Source organism: Roseovarius sp. THAF8 (assembly GCF_009363735.1).
Taxonomy (GTDB): domain Bacteria; phylum Pseudomonadota; class Alphaproteobacteria; order Rhodobacterales; family Rhodobacteraceae; genus Roseovarius.
This window is the reverse complement of sequence record NZ_CP045410.1, coordinates 1691033-1709998: the sequence shown is the minus strand read 5'-3', so window position 1 is coordinate 1709998 and position 18966 is coordinate 1691033. Positions and strand designations below refer to the sequence as shown.

The 18966-nt window shown below is 63.1% G+C and carries 20 protein-coding genes and 1 tRNA gene; 10 read left to right on the top strand and 11 right to left on the bottom strand.

Going from position 1 to position 18966, the window contains the following annotated elements; genetic code table 11:
- The first annotated feature begins 235 nt into the window (after nt 1-235).
- The 6 genes from FIU85_RS08365 to FIU85_RS08340 all read left to right on the top strand — a co-directional run bounded on the left by FIU85_RS08365 (nt 236) and on the right by FIU85_RS08340 (nt 6323).
- Nucleotides 236-1015, top strand: coding sequence for a hypothetical protein (locus FIU85_RS08365; RefSeq protein WP_152496551.1), 780 nt, complete (start codon nt 236-238; stop codon nt 1013-1015).
- Nucleotides 1012-2178: a winged helix-turn-helix domain-containing protein gene (locus tag FIU85_RS08360; protein ID WP_254703029.1), complete on the top strand. Its 1167-nt coding sequence runs from the start codon at nt 1012-1014 to the stop codon at nt 2176-2178. The genes FIU85_RS08365 and FIU85_RS08360 overlap by 4 nt, the downstream gene beginning before the upstream one ends.
- Nucleotides 2179-2250: 72 nt before the next feature.
- Nucleotides 2251-2991, top strand: a complete 741-nt coding sequence (locus FIU85_RS08355; protein ID WP_152491176.1) for an SDR family oxidoreductase — start codon at nt 2251-2253, stop codon at nt 2989-2991.
- 157 nt (nt 2992-3148) lie between these two features.
- Nucleotides 3149-4207 carry a GDP-mannose 4,6-dehydratase gene (gmd, locus tag FIU85_RS08350; RefSeq protein ID WP_152491177.1) on the top strand — a complete coding sequence of 353 codons (1059 nt, stop codon included), beginning with the start codon at nt 3149-3151 and terminating at the stop codon, nt 4205-4207.
- Nucleotides 4204-5136, top strand: coding sequence for a GDP-L-fucose synthase (locus FIU85_RS08345; protein ID WP_152496550.1), 933 nt, complete (start codon nt 4204-4206; stop codon nt 5134-5136). Before gmd ends, FIU85_RS08345 begins: the two co-directional genes overlap by 4 nt.
- Entirely contained in the window at nt 5133-6323 is a 1191-nt protein-coding gene (locus FIU85_RS08340; RefSeq protein ID WP_152491179.1) for a DegT/DnrJ/EryC1/StrS aminotransferase family protein, read from the top strand. Before FIU85_RS08345 ends, FIU85_RS08340 begins: the two co-directional genes overlap by 4 nt.
- A gap of 59 nt (nt 6324-6382) precedes the next feature.
- On the opposite strand, the gene FIU85_RS08335 is transcribed toward FIU85_RS08340, so the two are convergent.
- Genes FIU85_RS08335 through FIU85_RS08325 form a run of 3 tightly spaced genes read right to left on the bottom strand, consistent with a single transcriptional unit; the run spans nt 6383 to nt 8910 of the window.
- Nucleotides 6383-7342 (bottom strand): SIS domain-containing protein, encoded by a 960-nt coding sequence (locus FIU85_RS08335; RefSeq protein WP_152491180.1) that lies wholly within the window; start codon nt 7340-7342, stop codon nt 6383-6385.
- Nucleotides 7343-7393: 51 nt separating this feature from the next.
- On the bottom strand, nt 7394-8314 hold the full coding sequence (locus FIU85_RS08330) for a rhodanese-related sulfurtransferase (protein WP_152496549.1): 921 nt from the start codon (nt 8312-8314) through the stop codon (nt 7394-7396).
- Nucleotides 8315-8361: 47 nt separating this feature from the next.
- The gene (locus FIU85_RS08325) at nt 8362-8910 is read right to left on the bottom strand and encodes an NADPH-dependent FMN reductase (RefSeq protein ID WP_172978830.1); all 549 of its coding nucleotides are present in this window, start codon (nt 8908-8910) and stop codon (nt 8362-8364) included.
- 168 nt (nt 8911-9078) lie between these two features.
- On the opposite strand from FIU85_RS08325, the gene pncA reads away from it, so the two are divergent.
- The 3 genes from pncA to FIU85_RS08310 are packed head-to-tail and all read left to right on the top strand — an operon-like array spanning nt 9079 to nt 11027.
- On the top strand, nt 9079-9675 hold the full coding sequence (gene pncA / locus FIU85_RS08320) for a bifunctional nicotinamidase/pyrazinamidase (protein ID WP_152496547.1): 597 nt from the start codon (nt 9079-9081) through the stop codon (nt 9673-9675).
- Nucleotides 9668-10258: a uracil-DNA glycosylase family protein gene (locus FIU85_RS08315; RefSeq protein WP_152491184.1), complete on the top strand. Its 591-nt coding sequence runs from the start codon at nt 9668-9670 to the stop codon at nt 10256-10258. Before pncA ends, FIU85_RS08315 begins: the two co-directional genes overlap by 8 nt.
- Nucleotides 10251-11027 (top strand): SseB family protein, encoded by a 777-nt coding sequence (locus FIU85_RS08310; RefSeq protein ID WP_152491185.1) that lies wholly within the window; start codon nt 10251-10253, stop codon nt 11025-11027. Before FIU85_RS08315 ends, FIU85_RS08310 begins: the two co-directional genes overlap by 8 nt.
- A gap of 95 nt (nt 11028-11122) precedes the next feature.
- Here the strand turns inward: FIU85_RS08310 and FIU85_RS08305 are convergent, their stop codons facing one another.
- The 7 genes from FIU85_RS08305 to FIU85_RS08275 are packed head-to-tail and all read right to left on the bottom strand — an operon-like array spanning nt 11123 to nt 18138.
- Nucleotides 11123-12058 carry a glyoxylate/hydroxypyruvate reductase A gene (locus FIU85_RS08305; RefSeq protein WP_152496546.1) on the bottom strand — a complete coding sequence of 312 codons (936 nt, stop codon included), beginning with the start codon at nt 12056-12058 and terminating at the stop codon, nt 11123-11125.
- Nucleotides 12059-12063: 5 nt separating this feature from the next.
- The gene (gene rodA / locus FIU85_RS08300) at nt 12064-13203 is read right to left on the bottom strand and encodes a rod shape-determining protein RodA (protein ID WP_152494378.1); all 1140 of its coding nucleotides are present in this window, start codon (nt 13201-13203) and stop codon (nt 12064-12066) included.
- A gap of 10 nt (nt 13204-13213) precedes the next feature.
- The gene (mrdA, locus tag FIU85_RS08295; protein WP_152496545.1) at nt 13214-15157 is read right to left on the bottom strand and encodes a penicillin-binding protein 2; all 1944 of its coding nucleotides are present in this window, start codon (nt 15155-15157) and stop codon (nt 13214-13216) included.
- The gene (locus FIU85_RS08290; RefSeq protein WP_152491188.1) at nt 15154-15693 is read right to left on the bottom strand and encodes a rod shape-determining protein MreD; all 540 of its coding nucleotides are present in this window, start codon (nt 15691-15693) and stop codon (nt 15154-15156) included. The genes mrdA and FIU85_RS08290 overlap by 4 nt, the downstream gene beginning before the upstream one ends.
- A complete protein-coding gene (mreC, locus tag FIU85_RS08285; RefSeq protein ID WP_152491189.1) occupies nt 15686-16627 on the bottom strand; it encodes a rod shape-determining protein MreC in 942 nt (313 codons plus the stop codon). Before mreC ends, FIU85_RS08290 begins: the two co-directional genes overlap by 8 nt.
- Nucleotides 16628-16654: 27 nt before the next feature.
- Nucleotides 16655-17068, bottom strand: a complete 414-nt coding sequence (locus FIU85_RS08280; RefSeq protein WP_152491190.1) for a hypothetical protein — start codon at nt 17066-17068, stop codon at nt 16655-16657.
- A gap of 23 nt (nt 17069-17091) precedes the next feature.
- A complete protein-coding gene (locus FIU85_RS08275; RefSeq protein ID WP_057792035.1) occupies nt 17092-18138 on the bottom strand; it encodes a rod shape-determining protein in 1047 nt (348 codons plus the stop codon).
- A 261-nt stretch (nt 18139-18399) separates the two neighbouring features.
- Between FIU85_RS08275 and FIU85_RS08270 the strand changes: the two genes are divergently transcribed.
- A complete protein-coding gene (locus FIU85_RS08270) occupies nt 18400-18795 on the top strand; it encodes a hypothetical protein (RefSeq protein ID WP_172978004.1) in 396 nt (131 codons plus the stop codon).
- Nucleotides 18796-18836: 41 nt separating this feature from the next.
- Here the strand turns inward: FIU85_RS08270 and FIU85_RS08265 are convergent.
- Nucleotides 18837-18911 (bottom strand) — tRNA-Thr (locus tag FIU85_RS08265).
- Nucleotides 18912-18966 lie beyond the last annotated feature (55 nt).

Sequence of the window (18966 nt, the reverse complement as noted above, 5' to 3'; positions counted from 1 at the left end):
TGCTCGGTGCGAAAGTGCCTAGCAGGTATGTGAAGTTGAATCCAGCGCGTAAGGTCCGAAGGAAACACGCTGAATTCCCGGCGATTCTCGTTGCGAGAAACAGGTGCCGCAAGGCATTTCGGAGCGGGCCCGTCGGGAAGGGGCTTTCAAACCGTTCGAGAATCCTTAGGTTGGCCTTGCGCAGATGCGGAGCGCGCCCCGCGTTTGCTCTGCCGCCACGGATAGGAGACGTCTCTTGCGTTTTGTTGCAGTTCTCGCCTGGCTGATCCTGGCAGGCACCGGGGTTGCCCTTGCCCAGGACCGCGACACCCGGGCGGAACGTCAGGAGGTCATCCGACTGTTGGGTCAATTGCCCGACATCGCGCCCATCCGCGAGGACCTTCGCCTGTTAGGATTTCGCGGCGACAACCTGGATCTGGCAGTGGCGCAGGCCGAATTGCTGTATCGCGACCCGGTCATCGCCGGATACGTCGCCGATCAGGTCATTGCCGCGTTCGAGGATCCGACAGCCGTGCGCGTTTCGGACGGCCTGATGTGGCCTCTGATCGAACGCGGGCTCGGCCATCTGCCGACCCGGGACCTGAAGTTCTATTATACCGTCGAACGCAAGATCATGGAGACACTTACAATCCGGCAGTGCGGTATGGCGGTAAGCAACCGCATGCGCCCGGCGCGGTTTGCCGAACTGACGTCGCGCGTGGCCGCCCGTCTGAATACGGACGCGTTGGAAAAATACTATCGCATCCAGGCACAGGCGGCCCGCATTGGTGCGCGGCGCCAGCCGGTGCGCTTGAGCGAGGTTGCAGCACGTCGGGTCGAAGAGCGACTTCAGGCCAGCATGACGCGCAGCATCATGGCGACCGACCGCGCCGGTGATCTGATGCAGGCGATGATCAACCTCGAACAGGCCAGCACGACCGAGGCCTGCGCCATCGGACGGCTTTTCATGAACACGGTCCTGCAGCTGGAGGGCCGCGCCCTCAGCGATACGCTGGTCTACATGAGCCGCCCTTGAGCGCGCCGCTGCGCATCGGGAATCGGGCCGCACGCCGGCTTTGGCTTCACGCCAACGGGCTGGCCCACAATCCCTCCGGCGCCGTCGATGTGATGAAGACGATCCGGCAGTTGGGATTCGTGCAACTCGACACGATCCGGAATGTCACACGGGCGCATCATCACATCTTGTGGAGCCGGAACCGGAACTACCGCGAGCGCAGCTTGTGGCCGCTTCTGAGGGGGCGGCAGCTTTTCGAGCATTTCACGCACGATGCCTCGTTGATCCCGATGGACGTGCTTCCCTACTGGCAGCGGCAGTTCCGGCGCTTGGGGGCGAAGGTGTCGCGCGCGGACTGGTATCGCTCCGGGTTGGCCCAAGAGGATATCCGGCGCATCCGCGAGCGCATCGCCCGGGAAGGAGCGCTTTCGACCCATGCGTTCGACACAAAGGCGGAAAGCCGCGAGATGTGGGCGCGACCGCCTCATAAAAAGGCGCTCGACCAGATGTGGTACGCGGGAGAGCTGGCAACCAGTCACCGTGAGAACTTCGTGAAATTCTACGATCTTGGCGAGCGCGTGTTCCCCGCAGCCCTGCGCCAGTGCCCCGGCGAGGAGAAGGCCGCCGACTGGCTGTGCGATGCCGCGCTGGATCGGCTGGGGATGGCCACTGTGGGTGAGGTGCAGCGGTTCTGGGACGCGATGGATGCGCGCGAGGCGAAGGCATGGTCGGAGCGTCGCGACCTCGTACCGCTGGAGGTCGAAGGCGCGGACGGAACCTGGCGGGCGGCCTGGGGTGTGGCGGATATCGAGACGCGTCTGGCAGCGGCGGAGGGGCTGTCGTCGCACCTACGGCTGCTCAACCCGTTCGACCCGGCGATCCGCGACCGGGTGCGGCTGGAGCGTTTGTTCGGCTTTGCCTATCGCAACGAGATGTTCGTGCCCAAGGATCAGCGCATCTGGGGCTACTACGTCTATCCCCTGCTGGAAGGGGACCGCTTTGTCGGACGGCTGGAGCTGAAGGCCGACCGCGCTGCGGGCTGGATCCAGGTAACCGGGTTCTGGCCGGAGCCGGGAGTGAAATGGACCGCGCAACGAGTGGCGAAACTGGACCGCGAGCTGACCCGCTTCGGCCGCCTTGCCGGGATCGCGGATATAGGCTGGAGCGTGCCCCGTCCGGCGTGATCCGCCAGGCAGGGTTGAACCAAGAGCCAAGGCAAGCTGCCATTTGAAGACAGGCGGCAAGGGAGGACCGAGATGCGATTGCAAGGAAAGACGGCGGTGGTGACCGGCGGGGCCAGCGGATTTGGCGCGGGGATCGTGCGCAAATTCGTGGCCGAAGGGGCCCGGGTGATGATCGCCGACCTCAACGGTCCCGGCGCCATGGCGTTGGCCGAGGAACTGGGCGCGGCGGCCTGCCCGGTGGACGTGTCGGACGCGGCCAGCATGAAGGCGCTGACGCTGGCCACCGAGATGACGTACGGCCTCCCGGATATCGTTGTGAACAATGCCGGAATCACACACCTGCCGCAGCCCGCCGAGGAGGTTCCCGAAGACGAATTCGACCGGGTCTTCGCGGTCAACTGCAAGTCGGTCTACCTTGCTGCGCAAGCTTTCGTGCCGGGGATGAAGGCACGCGGCTCGGGCGTATTTCTGAACGTCGCCTCGACGGCCGGCGTCAGCCCGCGGCCGAAACTGAACTGGTACAATGCCTCGAAGGGATGGATGATCACGGCGACGAAGGCGCTGGCGGTGGAACTGGCACCCGAAGGAATTCGGGTGAACGCGCTGAACCCGGTGGCCGGGGAGACGCCGCTCCTGAAGTCCTTCATGGGCGAGGACACGCCCGAGATGCGGGAAAGGTTCCTGAGCACGATTCCGCTGGGCCGATTTTCGACACCCGAGGACATGGGCAACGCCGCGGCCTTTCTTTGCAGCGACGAGGCGAGCATGATCACTGGCGTCTGCATGGAGGTCGATGGCGGGCGCTGCATCTGAGCGGGGCATTTTCCGCGCGGAAGATGGGATAGAAAATGCGCATTTTCTATCCCGGAACTTGCGCAAATTCCGGGCCCCGCCGGTGGCGTAGGGCCTGTTCATTTGCCGCATGAGGCTTTATCGGATGACGACGGACGAGACCGCGAGGACGAGACGCATGAAGAAAGCACTGGTTACCGGCGTGACAGGGCAGGACGGTGCCTATCTTTCGGAGCATCTTCTGGCAGAAGGCTACGAGGTGCATGGCATCAAGCGACGCACGTCGCTGTTCAACACCGACCGGATCGACCATCTGTTCGAAGGCGAGCCTGGCCGAAAGGAACAGTTCCAGCTGCATCACGGCGACATGACCGACAGTTCCTCGCTCACGCGCATTCTTCAGGCTGTGCGTCCCGACGAGGTATATAACCTCGCGGCGCAAAGCCACGTCGGGGTCAGCTTTGAAGAACCGGAATATACCGCCAATTCCGATGCCATGGGCGCGTTGCGACTGTTGGAGGCGATCCGGTTCCTGGGACTGGGCGACAAGACGCGATTCTATCAGGCGTCGACATCCGAACTCTACGGGCTGGTGCAGGAAACGCCGCAGCGCGAGACGACGCCTTTCCATCCGCGCAGCCCCTATGCCGTGGCCAAGCTATACGCCTACTGGATTACGGTGAACTACCGCGAGGCCTATGAAATCTATGCCTGTAACGGCATCCTCTTCAACCACGAGAGTCCTATTCGCGGAGAGACTTTCGTAACCCGCAAGATCACGCGGGCGCTGGCGCGGATCAAGCTGGGTACGCAAGAGGAGCTGCGCCTCGGGAACATGGACGCACTGCGCGACTGGGGCCATGCGCGCGACTACGTCAAGATGATGCACCTGATGTTGCAGCAGGACAAACCCGAGGATTACGTCATCGCCACGGGCCAGCAATACTCGGTGCGCGAATTCATCAAGTGCGCGGCCAACGTGCTGGGTATGAGCGTGACCTTCGAGGGCGAGGGTGTCGACGAGGTGGGCCGCGACGAGAGCGGCCGCGTGATCGTGCGGGTCGATCCGGCCTATTTCCGCCCCGCCGAGGTGGAGACCTTGCTGGGAGACGCCAGTAAGGCACGGCAACAGCTTGGCTGGACCCCGGAGACGCCGTTCGAGACACTGGTGGAGGAAATGGCGCTGTCGGATTTCGAGGAAGCGGCGGCGCAGAAGCGGGCGCAGGAGCAGGGATGAGGGTATTGCTGACCGGCGGGCGCGGCATGGTTGGTCGCGCCATCCAGGATCATCCGGGCGCGGCGGCGCACCGGATTGTCGCGCCGACCAGTACCGAACTGGACCTGACGGATCGCACTGCCGTGATGGAATTCGTGGCCGAAACCGCGCCTGACATCGTCATCCACGCGGCGGGCCGTGTCGGCGGGATCCAGGCCAACATGGCCAACCCGGCGGCATTTCTGACCGAGAACATGGACATGGGATTCAATATCGTCATGGCCGCGCGCGACGCCGGCGTGCCGCTCCTGCTGAACCTCGGCTCGAGCTGCATGTATCCGCATGATGCGCTGAACCCTCTGCACGAGGACAGCCTGGGAAAGGGCGAGCTGGAGCCGACCAACGAAGGCTATGGGCTGGCCAAGGTGGCGGTGGCGCGGCTATGTGCTTTTGTCAGCCGGGAACGCGAGGACCTGGCTTACAAGACCTTGATCCCGTGCAACTTGTACGGGCTGCATGACAAGTTCGACCCTAAGGTGTCCCACCTGGTGCCGGCGATCATCCGCAAGGTGCACGAGGCGAAGGAAAACGACGCCGAGACGGTGGAGATCTGGGGCGACGGGACCGCGCGACGCGAGTTCATGTTCTCCGGCGATCTGGCGGATGGCGTCTGGGCGGCGGCGGAACGGTTTGACGCGCTGCCGGCGCGGATGAACATCGGGTTGGGCTATGACTACTCGATCAACGAGTATTACGCCGAGGCCGCCCGCGTGATCGGCTGGGAGGGTGAATTCGTGCATGACCTGTCGCGCCCCACCGGCATGAAGCAAAAGCTCCTGGACGTAAGCGCGCAAAAGAATTTTGGCTGGGAGGCACGAACCTCGCTGGCCGAAGGGATCGCGCAGACCTACGCGCATTTCCAGGACCTGTTGGAACGGGGGGCAGCATGAGCGAGGCAAAGGGGTTCCCGTTGGCGACGACCAGCTGGGACGAGAAAGAACACGCGGCCATCGACCGGGTGGTGAAGTCCGGCATGTTTTCGATGGGGCCGGAGGTGAAGGCCTTCGAGGAGCAGTTCGCGGCGGCGATGGGATCGGCCCATGCCGTGATGGTGAATTCGGGCTCTTCGGCGAACCTGCTGATGGTGGCGGCGCTGAGGTACCATTCGAAGATCGACCTTCCTGCCGGGGCGGAGGTGATCGTGCCCGCGGTCAGTTGGTCGACGACGTTTTATCCGCTGCACCAGTACGGTCTGCGGCTCAAGTTCGTGGATATCGACGCGGATACGCTCAACTACGATCTTGAGGCGCTGGAGGCGGCTATCGGGCCGGAGACGAAGGCGGTCATGGTGGTGAACCTGCTAGGCAACCCCAACGATTTCACCCGGATCGAGGCCCTTGTCGCCGGGCGCGACATCGTGATCATGGAGGACAATTGCGAAAGCCTCGGTGCCACGTTCCAAGGGCGGCAGGCGGGCACATTCGGAATCGCGGGCAGCTATTCGTCGTTCTTTTCGCACCACATCGCCACAATGGAAGGCGGGTTGGTGGTGACCGATGACGAGGAACTCTATCACATCATGCTGTCGGTCCGAAGCCACGGCTGGACTCGGCATTTGCCGAAATTCAACCATGTGACCGGCAAGAAGAGCGACGATCCGTTCGAGGAAAGTTTCAAGTTCGTGCTGCCGGGTTACAACCTGCGCCCGTTGGAGATGAGCGGGGCGATCGGGCAGGAACAGATCGCGAAGCTGCCGATGATTGTGGAAGAACGGCGCAAGAATGCCGAGGCTTTCCGTGGCCTGATGCAAGGCTATCCGCAGATCCGTACCCAGCAGGAAATCGGCCAATCGAGCTGGTTCGGCTTTTCGATGGTCGTGCAGCCCGATGCCGGGTTCTCACGCGCCGAGCTGATTGCGTCTCTGGTGCGGCAAGGTGTGGAATGTCGGCCCGTCGTGGCGGGGAATTTCGCCAAGAACGAGGTTGTCACGAAGCATATGGATCACGTGATACATGGCTCGTTGAAAAACGCGGACGACATCGATGCCAACGGGCTGTTCATCGGCAACCATCATTATCCTCTGAGCGATCAATGGGATCTTCTGCGCGCGGCGCTTGACGCCGTGGCACGCTCCTGAGGGATCGTCCCAGACTATTCTGCGAATAATCCCGCCTGAGAAAATTCGTACGAATTTTCTCAGGCGACGCCGGCGCGCAGGGCGTCGTGAATGTGGACGAGGCCGACAAGGCGATTATTGGAATCGGTCACGAGCAGCACGGTGCGCTTGTTGGAGTTCATCACCCCGAGCGCCTCGACCAGGAGCGTATCCGGCGCGGTGACAAGAGGCGATTTCGTGGCGACTTCGCCTGCTGTGTGTGTCATCAGCCCGTCCATGTTGCGGCGCAGGTCCCCATCGGTAACGATGCCGACAAGCTGATCCCCCGAGACGACGGCGGCGACGCCAAAGCTCTTGCGGGTCATTTCCACCAGAGTTTCGCCCATGGGAGTGTCTTCGGTCACCAGGGGCAGTTCGTCGCCCGTGTGCATCACTGCCGAGACCTTCAATAGCTGTGCACCCAATGTGCCGCCGGGATGGAAGGCGAGGAAGTTCTCACGCTCGAAGCCACGCAGTTTCATCATCGCGACAGCCAGCGCGTCGCCCATCGCCATGGTGCAGGTGGTCGAGGTGGTGGGCGCCATGCCGATGCCGCAGGCCTCTGGCGCGTCGGGCAGTGTCAGGACGTGGTCGGCCTGTCGCGCCAAGGCGCTGCCGGGTTTCTTGGTGATTGCCACGAGCGGAATCGAGTAGCGTGCGCAATGGGCGGTGATATCGGCCAGTTCGCGGGTCTCGCCGGAGTTCGAGATCAGGATCACGGCGTCCTGCCCGGTGACCATTCCGAGGTCGCCGTGGCTGGCCTCGCCTGGGTGGACATATTGCGCCGGCGTGCCGGTGGAGGCGAAGGTCGCTGCGATCTTCGCCGCGACGTGGCCGGACTTGCCCATGCCAGAGACGATGACCCGGCCCGGCACCTTTAGCAGGCGGTCGACCACGGTGTCGAATGTCTCGGGCAGGGTGTCGCGCATCAGGTCGAGCGCATCGCGTTCAATCGTCAGCACGTCACGCGCAATGTCGGTAGGGGTCGAAGTGTCCGTCATGGAGGTCGCTCTTCTATGCTGCGCCGAGCCTGTCCGAGCGGGCAGGGCCGGTCAAATCTCGTCCTCGTGGACGATCTTGATGTGGGTGGTGCCGCGGGCTTCGGCCAGAGCCATCTGTTTCTGGCGTTCGCGAAAGCGGTTCTTGTCGGCCTCGGTGGTTTCATGCGTGCAGAGGTGGCAGGCGACACCTTGTTCGTATTCGGCGCGCTGCGTGTCTTCGGGCAGGATCGGCCGGCGGCAGGCATGGCAGAGCAAATGCGGGCCTTCCTCGAGGCCATGACCCACCGACACGCGGCCGTCGAAGACAAAACACTCGCCGTTCCAGGTGCTGTCTTCAGGGGGAACCTCTTCAAGGTATTTCAGAATGCCGCCCTTGAGGTGATAGACATCATCGACCCCCTGGCCCAACAGGTAGTTGGTGGACTTCTCGCAGCGGATGCCTCCGGTGCAGAACATCGCGATGCGCTTGTTGTGAAAACGGTGCTTGTTTTTCTCCCACCATGCGGGGAAGTCGCGGAAGCTGTCGGTCTTGGGGTCGATGGCGCCTTGGAACGTGCCGATGGCCACCTCGTAATCGTTTCGAGTGTCGATGACGGCGACGTCGGGCGACTGGATCAGGTCGTTCCACTCTGCGGGGTCGACGTAGTGCCCGACCCGTGCGACCGGATCCACATCGGGCTGACCCATCGTGACGATCTCTTTCTTGAGGCGCACCTTGAGACGACGGAACGGCTGGGACGCGGCTGTGCTTTCCTTCCACTCCAGATCGGCACAGCCGGGCAGGCCTTGGATGTGGGCGAGCACCGCATCGATCCCGGCGCGCGGCCCCGCGATGGTGCCGTTGATGCCTTCCTGGGCCAGCAGGAGAGAGCCGGAAATCTTCTCGGCCTCGCACAACGCGAGCAGTGGACCCTGTATGGCGGCAGGGTCGTCGAACCGGGTGAAATGGTAGAGCGCGGCGATGGTATACATGCGCCGCGATCTACGCCCTTCGGTGGCGTTCGGCAAGCTCTGCGCGGTCAGCCCTTGGCGGTCTCGGTCAGGCGCTTCAGCTGCTTGGCGATGAAGTCGCGCGTGTCTTCGTGAGCGAGTTTGCCGTCCTCGATCTTGCCTGCCGAGCCGCCGATGGCGATCTCGAACCCGGCCTGAACGTTCGCATTGATGACCGATAGTACCTGGCGCAGGTCGTAATGCGCGGTAAGGCCCGCCGTGGCCCCGGGCGACTGCGTGATGATCAGCGTGGGCTTGCCCGAGAAGGGCGCGTTGGGTTCCTTCGACATCCAGTCGATGGTGTTCTTCAGAACGCCCGAGGTGCCGCGGTTGTATTCCGGCGACACCACGATGATGGCGTCCGCGGCGGCCAGTTTCTCGGCCAGGTCGCGGACCGCCTGCGGAGAGGTGTCGCCATCCTTGATATCCTCGTTGTAAAGCGGGATATCGGCAATGTCGTGCCGGGTGACGGTCACGCCCTCGGGCACCAGCTCTTGCAGCGTCTCGGCCACGGATGTGCTGTGACTGCCTTGGCGAAGCGACCCGCTGATCGTTGCGAAATTCAGTGTCTTGGTCATGTCATGTCTCCTTTGCTCGCATACATAATCGGTTGGCGAATTAAGGAAACAGTAACTCTCGCAGGATTTCTCTGCATTTTCGCACAGACATCGGGGTGACATTGACCTGCGCGCGTGACTGCTTCAGGGTCCGCGCGAACCGCCGACAGCCACCAACAGGAGAGACTCATGCCCAAAGGCCTGATCGTGATCGACATGCAAAACGATTTCTGTCCCGGCGGGGCACTGGCCGTCGAGGGAGGAGACCGCATCGTGGCGGGGATCAACACGATCATGCAAGATGCCTCCGCCGTTGTGCTGACCCAGGATTGGCACCCCGCAGGGCATTCGTCATTCGCCTCGAGCCACGAAGGCAAGGCGCCGTTCGACATGATCGGCATGCCCTATGGGCCCCAGGTGCTTTGGCCGGACCATTGCGTTCAGGGCACGCGCGGCGCTGAATTTCACCCTGACCTTGCGACCGACCACGCTGACATGATCGTGCGAAAGGGCTTCAACCCGGCGGTCGACAGTTACTCTGCGTTCTACGAGAATGATCACGAAACGCCCACCGGATTGCATGGCTATCTGCGCAGCCGGGGGATCACCGAGCTTGTGATGGTGGGTCTGGCGACGGATTTTTGTGTGAATTACTCGGCCGTGGATGCCGCAAGGTTGGGCTATCCGGTGACGGTGCTGCGCGATCTCTGCCGCGGAATCGACCTCGACGGCTCCTTCGAACTGGCGCTGAAGGACATGCGCGACGCGGGGGTCACGCTTGCCTGATGGACTGCCGGAGGAAATCCGGGCCTGCCGTATCTGCGCCGAGCGCTTTGCCGCGACACATACCGCGCACGAACCCCGCCCGGTGGTCTGGTTCCGGCCCGGTGCGCGCATCCTGATCGCGGGACAGGCGCCGGGCCTAAGGGTGCACAAGTCCGGCAGGCCCTTCGACGACCCGTCTGGTGACAGGTTGCGCGACTGGTTGGGCATGTCGTCGGAGGAATTCTATGACAAGAATCGCGTTGCGATTATACCGATGGCGTTCTGTTTCCCGGGATATGATGCCAAGGGGTCGGACCTGCCACCGCCCGCGATCTGCGGTCGGACATGGCATGACCGGGTCATGGCGGCACTGGGCGACGTGCGGCTTCGGGTGATCGTGGGCGGCTATTCGCATCGCTATCATCTGGGTGCGAAGGGATCGGTGACAGAAACGGTGCGCAACTGGCGGGATCATGCGCCCGGGGTTTTCCCCTTGCCGCACCCATCGTGGCGCAATACCGGCTGGCTGAAGAAACACCCGTGGTTCGAAGCAGATGTGCTGCCGGCCCTGCGGACTGAAGTGAGGCGTGCACTGGATGACTGAGACGACACATTTGGACCGGGCCCATGCGGCGATGGAGGCCGGCGACGAGGCCGCGCGCCTGCGGTATTACCAGACGCTGGCCGCGGCAGAGCTGTTCCTGCTGCTGGAAGCGGAGGCGCAGGAGGACGATGTCGTGCCGCAGGCTTTCGAGGTGGAAGGGCAGACCTTCGTACTGGCCTTCGACACCGAGGAGCGCCTGTCCGGGTTTGCCGGTAACGAGGCGCATTACGTCGCCCTTTCCGGCCGGGCCGTGGCCGAGATGCTGGCCGAGGCGGGGCTGGGGCTGGGGCTGAACCTGGAGGCAGGTCCACAGGCGGCCCTGTTGCCGAATGCGGCGATGGTCTGGTTGGCCGAGACACTGGCCGAGGGGCCGGAAGAGGTGGAGGCGCAACCGCAGTCGTTTCATCCTCCGAAGGGTCTGCCCGAAGAACTGGTCACGGCGCTGGATGCCCGACTGGCCGCGGCGGGTGGGTTGGCGGAGCTGGCTTATCTGGTTGGCGTGACCTACGAGAACGGCACCACCGGACATTTGCTGGGCGTCGTGGATGCGGTGCCGGGGGCCGATGCCGCCATCGCGCGCGCCGTGTCGGACGTTCTGGCGCTTTCCGGGCTCGAGGCGGCGCTTCTGGACGTGGGGTTCTTTCGCAGCACCGACCCGGCGGCGGCGCGTATGGCCTTGGTCGGATTGCGTTTCGATCTGCCAAAGCCCGAAGAGACCGTCCGTCCGGCGCCTGGGACCGACCCGGAAAAACCGCCGAAACTGAAATAAGCGGGCGCGTATTCTTTCAAAGAAAACGGCACGGAATTTTCAGAAAATTCCGAGGCGCTTCTTACCCCCGTCTCGTTATTGCGTAAGGCTGGTTCTCAATAGCCGAGGTTGCGGTCGACGAGGTGCAAGAGCGGCTCGCCCGCTTCGCCGCGGCGGATATTCTCGGCAATCACCTCTGCGGCGGTGTCAGCGCGGGTTTCAGACGCGATATGAGGCGTGACCGTGACGCGGGGATGGGCCCAGTAAAGGTGCTCGGGCGGCAACGGCTCGGTGCGGAAGACGTCCAGCGTGGCATGGGCGATATGCCCGGAGTCGAGAGCCGCGATCAGCGCGTCGTCGTCGATCAAAGGCCCGCGGCCGGGGTTGATGAGAAATCCGCCGGCTGGCATCCTAGACAAAGCGGCGGCGTCGATGAGGTTCTCGGTTTGCGGGGTATAGGGCACCAGCAGCACGACGATCTGTGCGGTCTCCAGCGCCCGAGCGAAGCCGTCGTCCCCTGAGAGGCAAGTGATGCCCGGGATTTCCTTCTGGCTGCGTGACCAGCCGGTGACCGGAAAGCCCAGATGCGCGAGCGTTTCTGCGCATGCGCGCCCCAGCGCCCCGAGGCCGAGGATGGTGACGGGGCGGTCCTTGGCGAGGGGCGGCGTCTCGTTGCGCCAGGTGCCATCCTGCCCAAGTATGTGTTCGTCCATGCCAAGGTGATGCCTCAGCGTTTGTCCGGTGACCCATTCGACCATGCCCCGTTCCAGCCCGTCGTCGACCATACGGGTCAGCGGCTGCGTCAGGGTCTCGTTGCCGGTGATTTCTTCGACCCCGGCCCACAGGTTCAAAACACCCTTGGTGCGCGTGTAGGGCGTAAAGTCCCGTAGCCTGGAATTCGGCGCGTAAACGATGTAGTCCACCTGCTCCGGGGGGATTTCCATCGACAGGTTATAGTTCTTGAGACCCGCCGCTTCGAACGCTGTGCGCAGGGGTGTTTCGTATTCCGCCCAGCGTTCGGGCCGGGCGGCGAAGAGAATGTTTAGAGACATGAAACCTACCGGGGTCTGTGGATGTGGGCACTCTGCACCAAGCCGAAGCCCAGCATCAGGATGAGCATGGCCGAGCCACCGTAGCTGACCAGGGGAAGCGGTACGCCGACCACGGGAGCCAGTCCCATGACCATCGACATGTTGACCGCGAAGAACAGAAAGAACGTCACCGCGACGCCAAGCGTCAGGAGTGACGAGAACCGATCGCGGTTCGCCAGTGCGGACGCGACGCAGAAGACGATGATCAGCGCATAAAGCGCAAGCAAGGACACCGCGCCGACAAAGCCGAATTCTTCGGCCAGCGTTGTGAAGATGAAGTCGGTGTGCTTTTCGGGCAGGAAGTTCAGGCGCGATTGCGTGCCTTGCATGAACCCGCGCCCCGTCCAACCGCCGGATCCGAGCGCGATCTTGGACTGGGTGATGTGATAGCCCGCGCCTAGTGGATCCGAGGCCGGGTCGAGGAACGTGTCGATACGGCGGTACTGGTAGTCGGCCAGCAATTGCCAGTCGGTGCCGCGGCTGTTGAAGACCGCCGTCACAAGCCCGCCGATCGCGGTGAGGACAACCGCGAAATAGGCCCAGTGTACGCCCGCGAGAAACATGATCAGCCCCCCGCCGGTGATGAGCAGGATCGAGGTGCCAAGGTCGGGCTGACGCAGCACCAGCGCAACGGGTATGAGGATCAGTATGACCGGCAGCAACACCCAGAGCGGGCGCGAGGTCTTTTTTATCGGCAGCCAGTCGTAATATGCGGCGAGCAGCATCACCAGCGTGACCTTCATCAGTTCCGATGGTTGCAGGCGCATGAATCCCAGGTCGATCCAGCGTTGCGCGCCCTTGCCCTCGACGCCCACAAGCTCCACTCCGACGAGCAGGAGAACCGATATCGCGTAGGCCAGCACGGACATGTTGCGCCAGAACCAGATCGGAACCATCGCCACGACGAACATCACCGCGAAGCCGAGCGCATAGCGTTTCGCCTGCGGCTCGGCCCAGGGATTGAACGATCCGCCGGCCACCGAATAGAGCATCAGGATGCCGATTGCGGCAACGGCCGTCAGCAAGAGCGCCAGCGGCCAGTTGAGGTAGAGCACCTTTCGGACACCGGAAGGCGTGTGCTTGACGGTATATTCCAGATAGCTCACGGCGCAGCCCTCATGCCCGGTCGTTGTCTTCGCCGCCATGGCGATCGAGTCGCGAACGCAGCTGTTCCTGCTGTGTCTGGATACGGCCGCGATCCTTCGAGGGATAAGCCTCGAGAGGGGGGTCTTCGCCATAGAGCGCCTGAAGCGTGATGTCGCGTGCGATCGGTGCCGCGACCGAGGAGCCGCCGCCGCCATGCTCCACGATCACGGCAACCGCCACCCTGGGCGCTTCGTAAGGCGCGAAGTTGACGTAGAGCGCGTGGTCGCGGCGCTCCCACGGCAAGTCTTCGTTGCGAAAGACGCCGCGGGCGCGTTCTGCCGCGGTGATGTTGCGGACCTGGCTGGTGCCGGTCTTGCCGGCCATTCGGAAGGCGTCTTCGATGATGCGGCTGCCATAGGCTGTGCCGCGCCGGTTGTTGGACACGGCATACATCGCGCGGCGCACCTCGCGCAGGTTATTTTCGTTCAATCCAAGGGATTCGCTGGGCTTGGGCGGTTCCTCGACGCCATCGACCGAACGCACGAGGCGCGGCGAGACAGACCGCCCGGTGGCGAGGCGCGCGGTCATGACGGCCAGTTGCAAAGGAGAACTGAGCACATACCCTTGGCCAATGGCGGCGTTGGCGGTGTCGCCGATCCGCCAGTCCTCGCCGCGTGTCGTGGCCTTCCACAGCTTGTTCGGGATCAGGCCTTCCGCCACGGACGTCATCGGCAGATCGTGTTCCACGCCGAGTCCCAGCTTGCGCGCCATCTCGGCCATCTTGTCGATGCCGACACGCAGGGCGAGGTCGTAATAGTAGACGTCGCAGCTTTCGCGCAGCGAGCGGTGCAGGTCGACGTTGCCGTGTCCGGCCCGCTTCCAGCAGTGGAAGCGACGGTTCGAGACCTTGAGGAAGCCGGGGCAATAGACCGTCTCGTTCGGATCGACCTGCCCATCCTCGAGCGCGGCCAGCGCCGTGATCATCTTGAAGGTTGAGCCGGGCGGGTAGACGCCCTGTACGGTCTTGTTGGGCAGAGGGCGGTACTTGTTCTCCAGCAGCGAGGAATAATCCGCCTGCGAGATACCGCGCACGAAAAGGTTGGGGTCGTAGCCGGGGGTCGACGCGCAGGCCAGCAGGTCGCCGGTTTCGCAATCCATCACGACGGCGGCGGCACTTTCACCCTCCAGCCGGGCGGTCACGTAGGATTGAAGCGCGTTGTCGAGTGTCAACTGGATGTCCGCGCCGGCCTCGCCCTCGACCCGATCAAGCTCGCGCATGACGCGGCCGGCGGCGTTGACCTCGACACGCTTGGTGCCGGCCTTGCCGCGCAGAGAATCCTCGCGTCGGCGTTCCAGGCCGATCTTGCCGATCTGGAAGCGTGGAATCAGAAGCAGCGCGTCGGGCGCGTCGATGCGTTCCAGGTCCCGGTCGCTGACCGGCCCCACATAGCCCACGACGTGCGAGTAATCCGCGCCCATCGGGTAATGCCGCGACAGGCCCACCTCGGGGGTGACGCCGGGCAGGGCCGGTGCGTTCACCGCGACACGGCTGATATCTTCCCAGCTTACGCGGTCGGCCACGGTCACCGGCGTGTCACCGCGCAGCTTCGCAAGGTCCTCGCGCGCCTTCTCCAGTTCCTCGGGGTTCAGCCGCACCAGTTTGGACAGCCTGGCGATCACGTCTTCGACATCGCCGGCCTGCTCTCGGATGAGGTTGATCCGGTAGGAGGGAATATTCTCGGCGATGACCCTGCCGCTGCGATCAAAGATACGGCCGCGCGATGGGGGGATCAGGTGGATGTTGATCCTGTTTTCATCGGCCAAGAGTCGGAACTGGTCGGCCTGATCGACCTGAAGGTAGCGCATCCGCAAACCCAGCAAGCCCACGACCCCGGCCATGCCGCCACCCAGCACGAGGCCGCGGCGGGTGATCTTCTTCTGGCTTTCGGTGTTGTCGCGGGTGGGGCGTTTCATGTCCGGCCTCCGAGTGCATCGATATCGCCGGGTGCCAGTTTACGCACTCCGAACACCGATTGCGAGACCAGCACGACCAGAGGATAACAAATCATCGTCATGACCAGTTGGATGAAGCTGAGGCCAAGCGGCGCCTGGTCGACCAGCAGAACCGCAAGGATGGTGCGGTAGGCCAGCGTCATGATCACCAGCGTCGTGGCGACCGAAACCCATTCCACCGCAAAGGTCAGATCGCGCAGGCCGATATGGCGCGCGCGCAGGGCTTCGGCGGCAATCAGCACCAGCGCGGCCCAAAGGCCGGGAGGACGGTGGAACATCAGGTCCCCCAGAAGGATCACGCCGGCCACCAGCAGCGGCGGCACATATTCCGGACGCCGCAATATCCATGCGAAGGTCAGCGCAACGATCAGGTCAGGGCCGGCCCAGCCGCGGGGCAGCGTCTGCATGGGCAGAAGGCTGAAGAACATGATGAAGAGCCCCAGCCCAAGGTACAGCAGGCGCATCGTCCATAGTTGCAACGCGGCATTGTCACCCATCGATCGCCTCGCTGGTCTGCGCTTCGGCAGGCAGTTGCGGCTCGGGATCGGGGTCGGCGCCCTGCACGATCGGAACGGACGGCTGGATCAGGCTGCCGGGGTCCAGAACGCGCTCGTGCCCGTAGTTGCGCAGCACGCGCAGGAATTCGAGCCGCTCGTAATCGGCCGCCAAACGGACCCGCACTCGCCCGCCCGGATCTTCGGCCACCTGGCCAACCAGCAAACCTGCCGGAAACACCTCGCCGTCGCCTGAGGTCAGCACCCGGTCGCCGGGGCGCACCTTGTCGGCATCCTCGATAAAGTCGATGGGCGGCGACGCGGTGTTGTCGCCGATCAAAAGCGCCTGCTGGCCGGAGGGCTGAATCGTCACCGGTATGCGGCTGGACGTATCGGTCAGCAGGATCACCCTTGCGGTATTGTCGCCGACGCCGGAAATGCGTCCCACCAGGCCCAGCCCGTCCATCGCGGCCCAGCCGTCGACGATGCCGTCGCGACCACCCACGTTGATCAGCACCGACTGCCGGAACGGCGAGCCGCTGTCGGCGAGCACCACGCCGGTGACAAATGTCAGGCGCGGGTCAAGCTGAACATTGTTGAGGTCAAGCAGGCGGGCGTTCTCTTGCTCCAGTTGCAGCGCGGCCTCTTTCCAGGCTTTCATCTGCTGCAACTCGCGGCGCAGTTCCTGGTTCTGCTGGTAGATGCGCTGGTAGCTCTGGAAATCGCGCAGGATGTTGACGGCTCCGGTGACCGGCGCCATCGCCCAGTCGAAGCTGGGCACGACCCGGTCGATCACCTGGGCGCGGAAGCGTTCGACACGGGGGCTGTCGATGCGCCACAACAGGAACAGGCCTATCAGGCACAACACCAGAAGCCCCAGAAGCAGGCGCTTCAGGGGGGCAGTGTATTCGCTGCCTTGATTGCGGTCCTTTGCCAAACTTGTCCCTTCGCTTCCAGGATCGGCTTATTCTAGCACAGTGCAGGTGATGTCTTCGAATCCGTTCACGTAGTTGACGACCCGTGTACCGTCTTGCAGGGTCCCATACACCACGACCGAGCGGCGATGCGTCGTTATGCCGTCGATTGTGACTCCGAAAATCGTCATCTCTGCGGGCCCCGAGATCGGGTCCTCATAGAAGATGGACAGCTTGAAATTTTCATCATGCGGGCGCAGACCGACGACCTTTCCCGGAACGGTCTCGCCATAGGTGGTCGTGACCTCGGCGCTGGCATCAGCCCATTTGATCAGTGTCCGCAGGATCACGCCGCTGGCGTTTTCCCTGTGAACGCACTCGCCCGTGCGCGGCAGGGCGGACCCCGCGTGCCCGGCAGAAGCCAGAAGCGTCAGCACAAGGGACAGGATCATGAAACGCGGCATCATCCATCCTTTTGCAGAGCGGCCTAGCTGTCGTAGTCGATTGCGTGGCGCAGCTGTTTTTCGAATTCCAGCGCCTTGCCGGTGCCGAGCGCCACGCAGTTGAGGCTGTCGTCGGCGATGGAGACGGCCAGTCCGGTCTGTTCGCGCAAGGCCAGGTCCAGGTCGCCCAGCAGCGCGCCGCCGCCGGTCAGCATGACGCCGCGGTCGACGATATCGGCGGCAAGGTCCGGCGGGGTGGCCTCAAGCGCGGTCATCACCGCCTCGCAGATCTGCTGCACGGGTTCCGCCAGCGCCTCGGCCACCTGGGCCTGGCTGATCTCGGTTTCCTTGGGCACCCCGTTCAGAAGGTCGCGTCCCCGGATCTGCATCGAGCTGCCGCGTCCGTCATCGGGCATACGTGCGGTTCCGATCGAGGTCTTGATGCGCTCGGCGGTGGATTCGCCCACCAGCAGGTTCTGCTGGCGGCGCAGATAGTTGATGATCGCCTCGTCCATTCGGTCGCCCCCGACGCGGATCGAGCGGGCATAAACGATGTCACCCAGCGAAAGGACGGCAACCTCGGTGGTGCCGCCGCCGATATCCACGACCATGTTGCCGGTGGGATCGGTGATCGGCATACCCGCGCCGATGGCCGCCGCGATGGGCTCGGCCACCAGACCCGCGCGGCGCGCGCCGGCGCTCAACACGGATTGACGGATGGCGCGTTTCTCCACCGGCGTGGCGCCGTGGGGGACACAGACAATGATCTTCGGCTTCGAGAAGGTCGAGCGTTTGTGCACCTTGCGGATGAAATGCTTGATCATCGCCTCGGCGGTATCGAAATCGGCGATGACGCCTTCGCGCATGGGGCGGATCGCTTCGATGCTGCCAGGGGTCCGGCCCAGCATCAGCTTGGCGTCCTCGCCCACGGCCAACACCTTCTTGACGCCGTCCTTGACGTGGTAGGCCACCACGGATGGCTCCGACAGGATGACGCCCCGCCCCTTGACGTAGACCAGCGTGTTGGCTGTGCCGAGGTCGATCGCCATGTCGGCCGTGAACAGGCCGGGAATTTTGTCGAAGATGGACATGAGGTCGTGCGTCCCGTGGTTTGAATAGTGATTTGGTCCCCGACTCGACCGACGGAAACCGTGGGCTCTTATAGAGTGGGCGATTGCCGGGTGAAAGGGTGGTTTCGGGACTGCTAAGCGTCAAATTGCCGGGGGCGGCGTTATGTGGCAACAAGTTGGCTGAAGACGCGGACCATTCCTATGCGCGCATGAGCAACCAACAGGCGTTGCTTTCCTGTCAGGCGTTGAATTACTATTTCCCGGAGTTGGCAGGAGCCCGCGATGCGAAACCAAATGACCGGCAACGCCGGGCTTTTCCACATTGCTTGGGAACTGACCCGACGTGGATGGAATGTAATGCCGACAGTGCGAAATGCGAGAGGTGCTGACCTCTATGCAGCGCCGTTGGATGATGAAGAAGCTGTGATTCCAATTCAGTCCAAAGCGTTGTCAAGGCGGGCCGCTGTCCCGTTGGGGACGGATCTAAGCCGTCTTCGGTCTCGGTGGTGGGTTATCACTTTGGGCGCGAACGACGATGACCCGACGTGTTTTGTTCTTTCGCTTGAAGAAGTGAAGGATTTATCTACTCAAGATAAGGGGAAAGGCCGTGCCTACTGGCTGGAAGCAAAGAATTACGAAAAGCCTGAGTTTCGTGAAGCATGGCATCGCTTAGTATAAGCGCGGGCTTCCATGGGATAGCGTTTTGGGGAGACGAAATCTGGTGCTGCTGGGGAGGATTGAACTCCCGACCTCACCCTTACCAAGGGTGCGCTCTACCACTGAGCTACAGCAGCGCCGGTTCGTGGCGGGGTGATTAGACCGTTCCGAGTATTCGTGCAAGCGTAATCT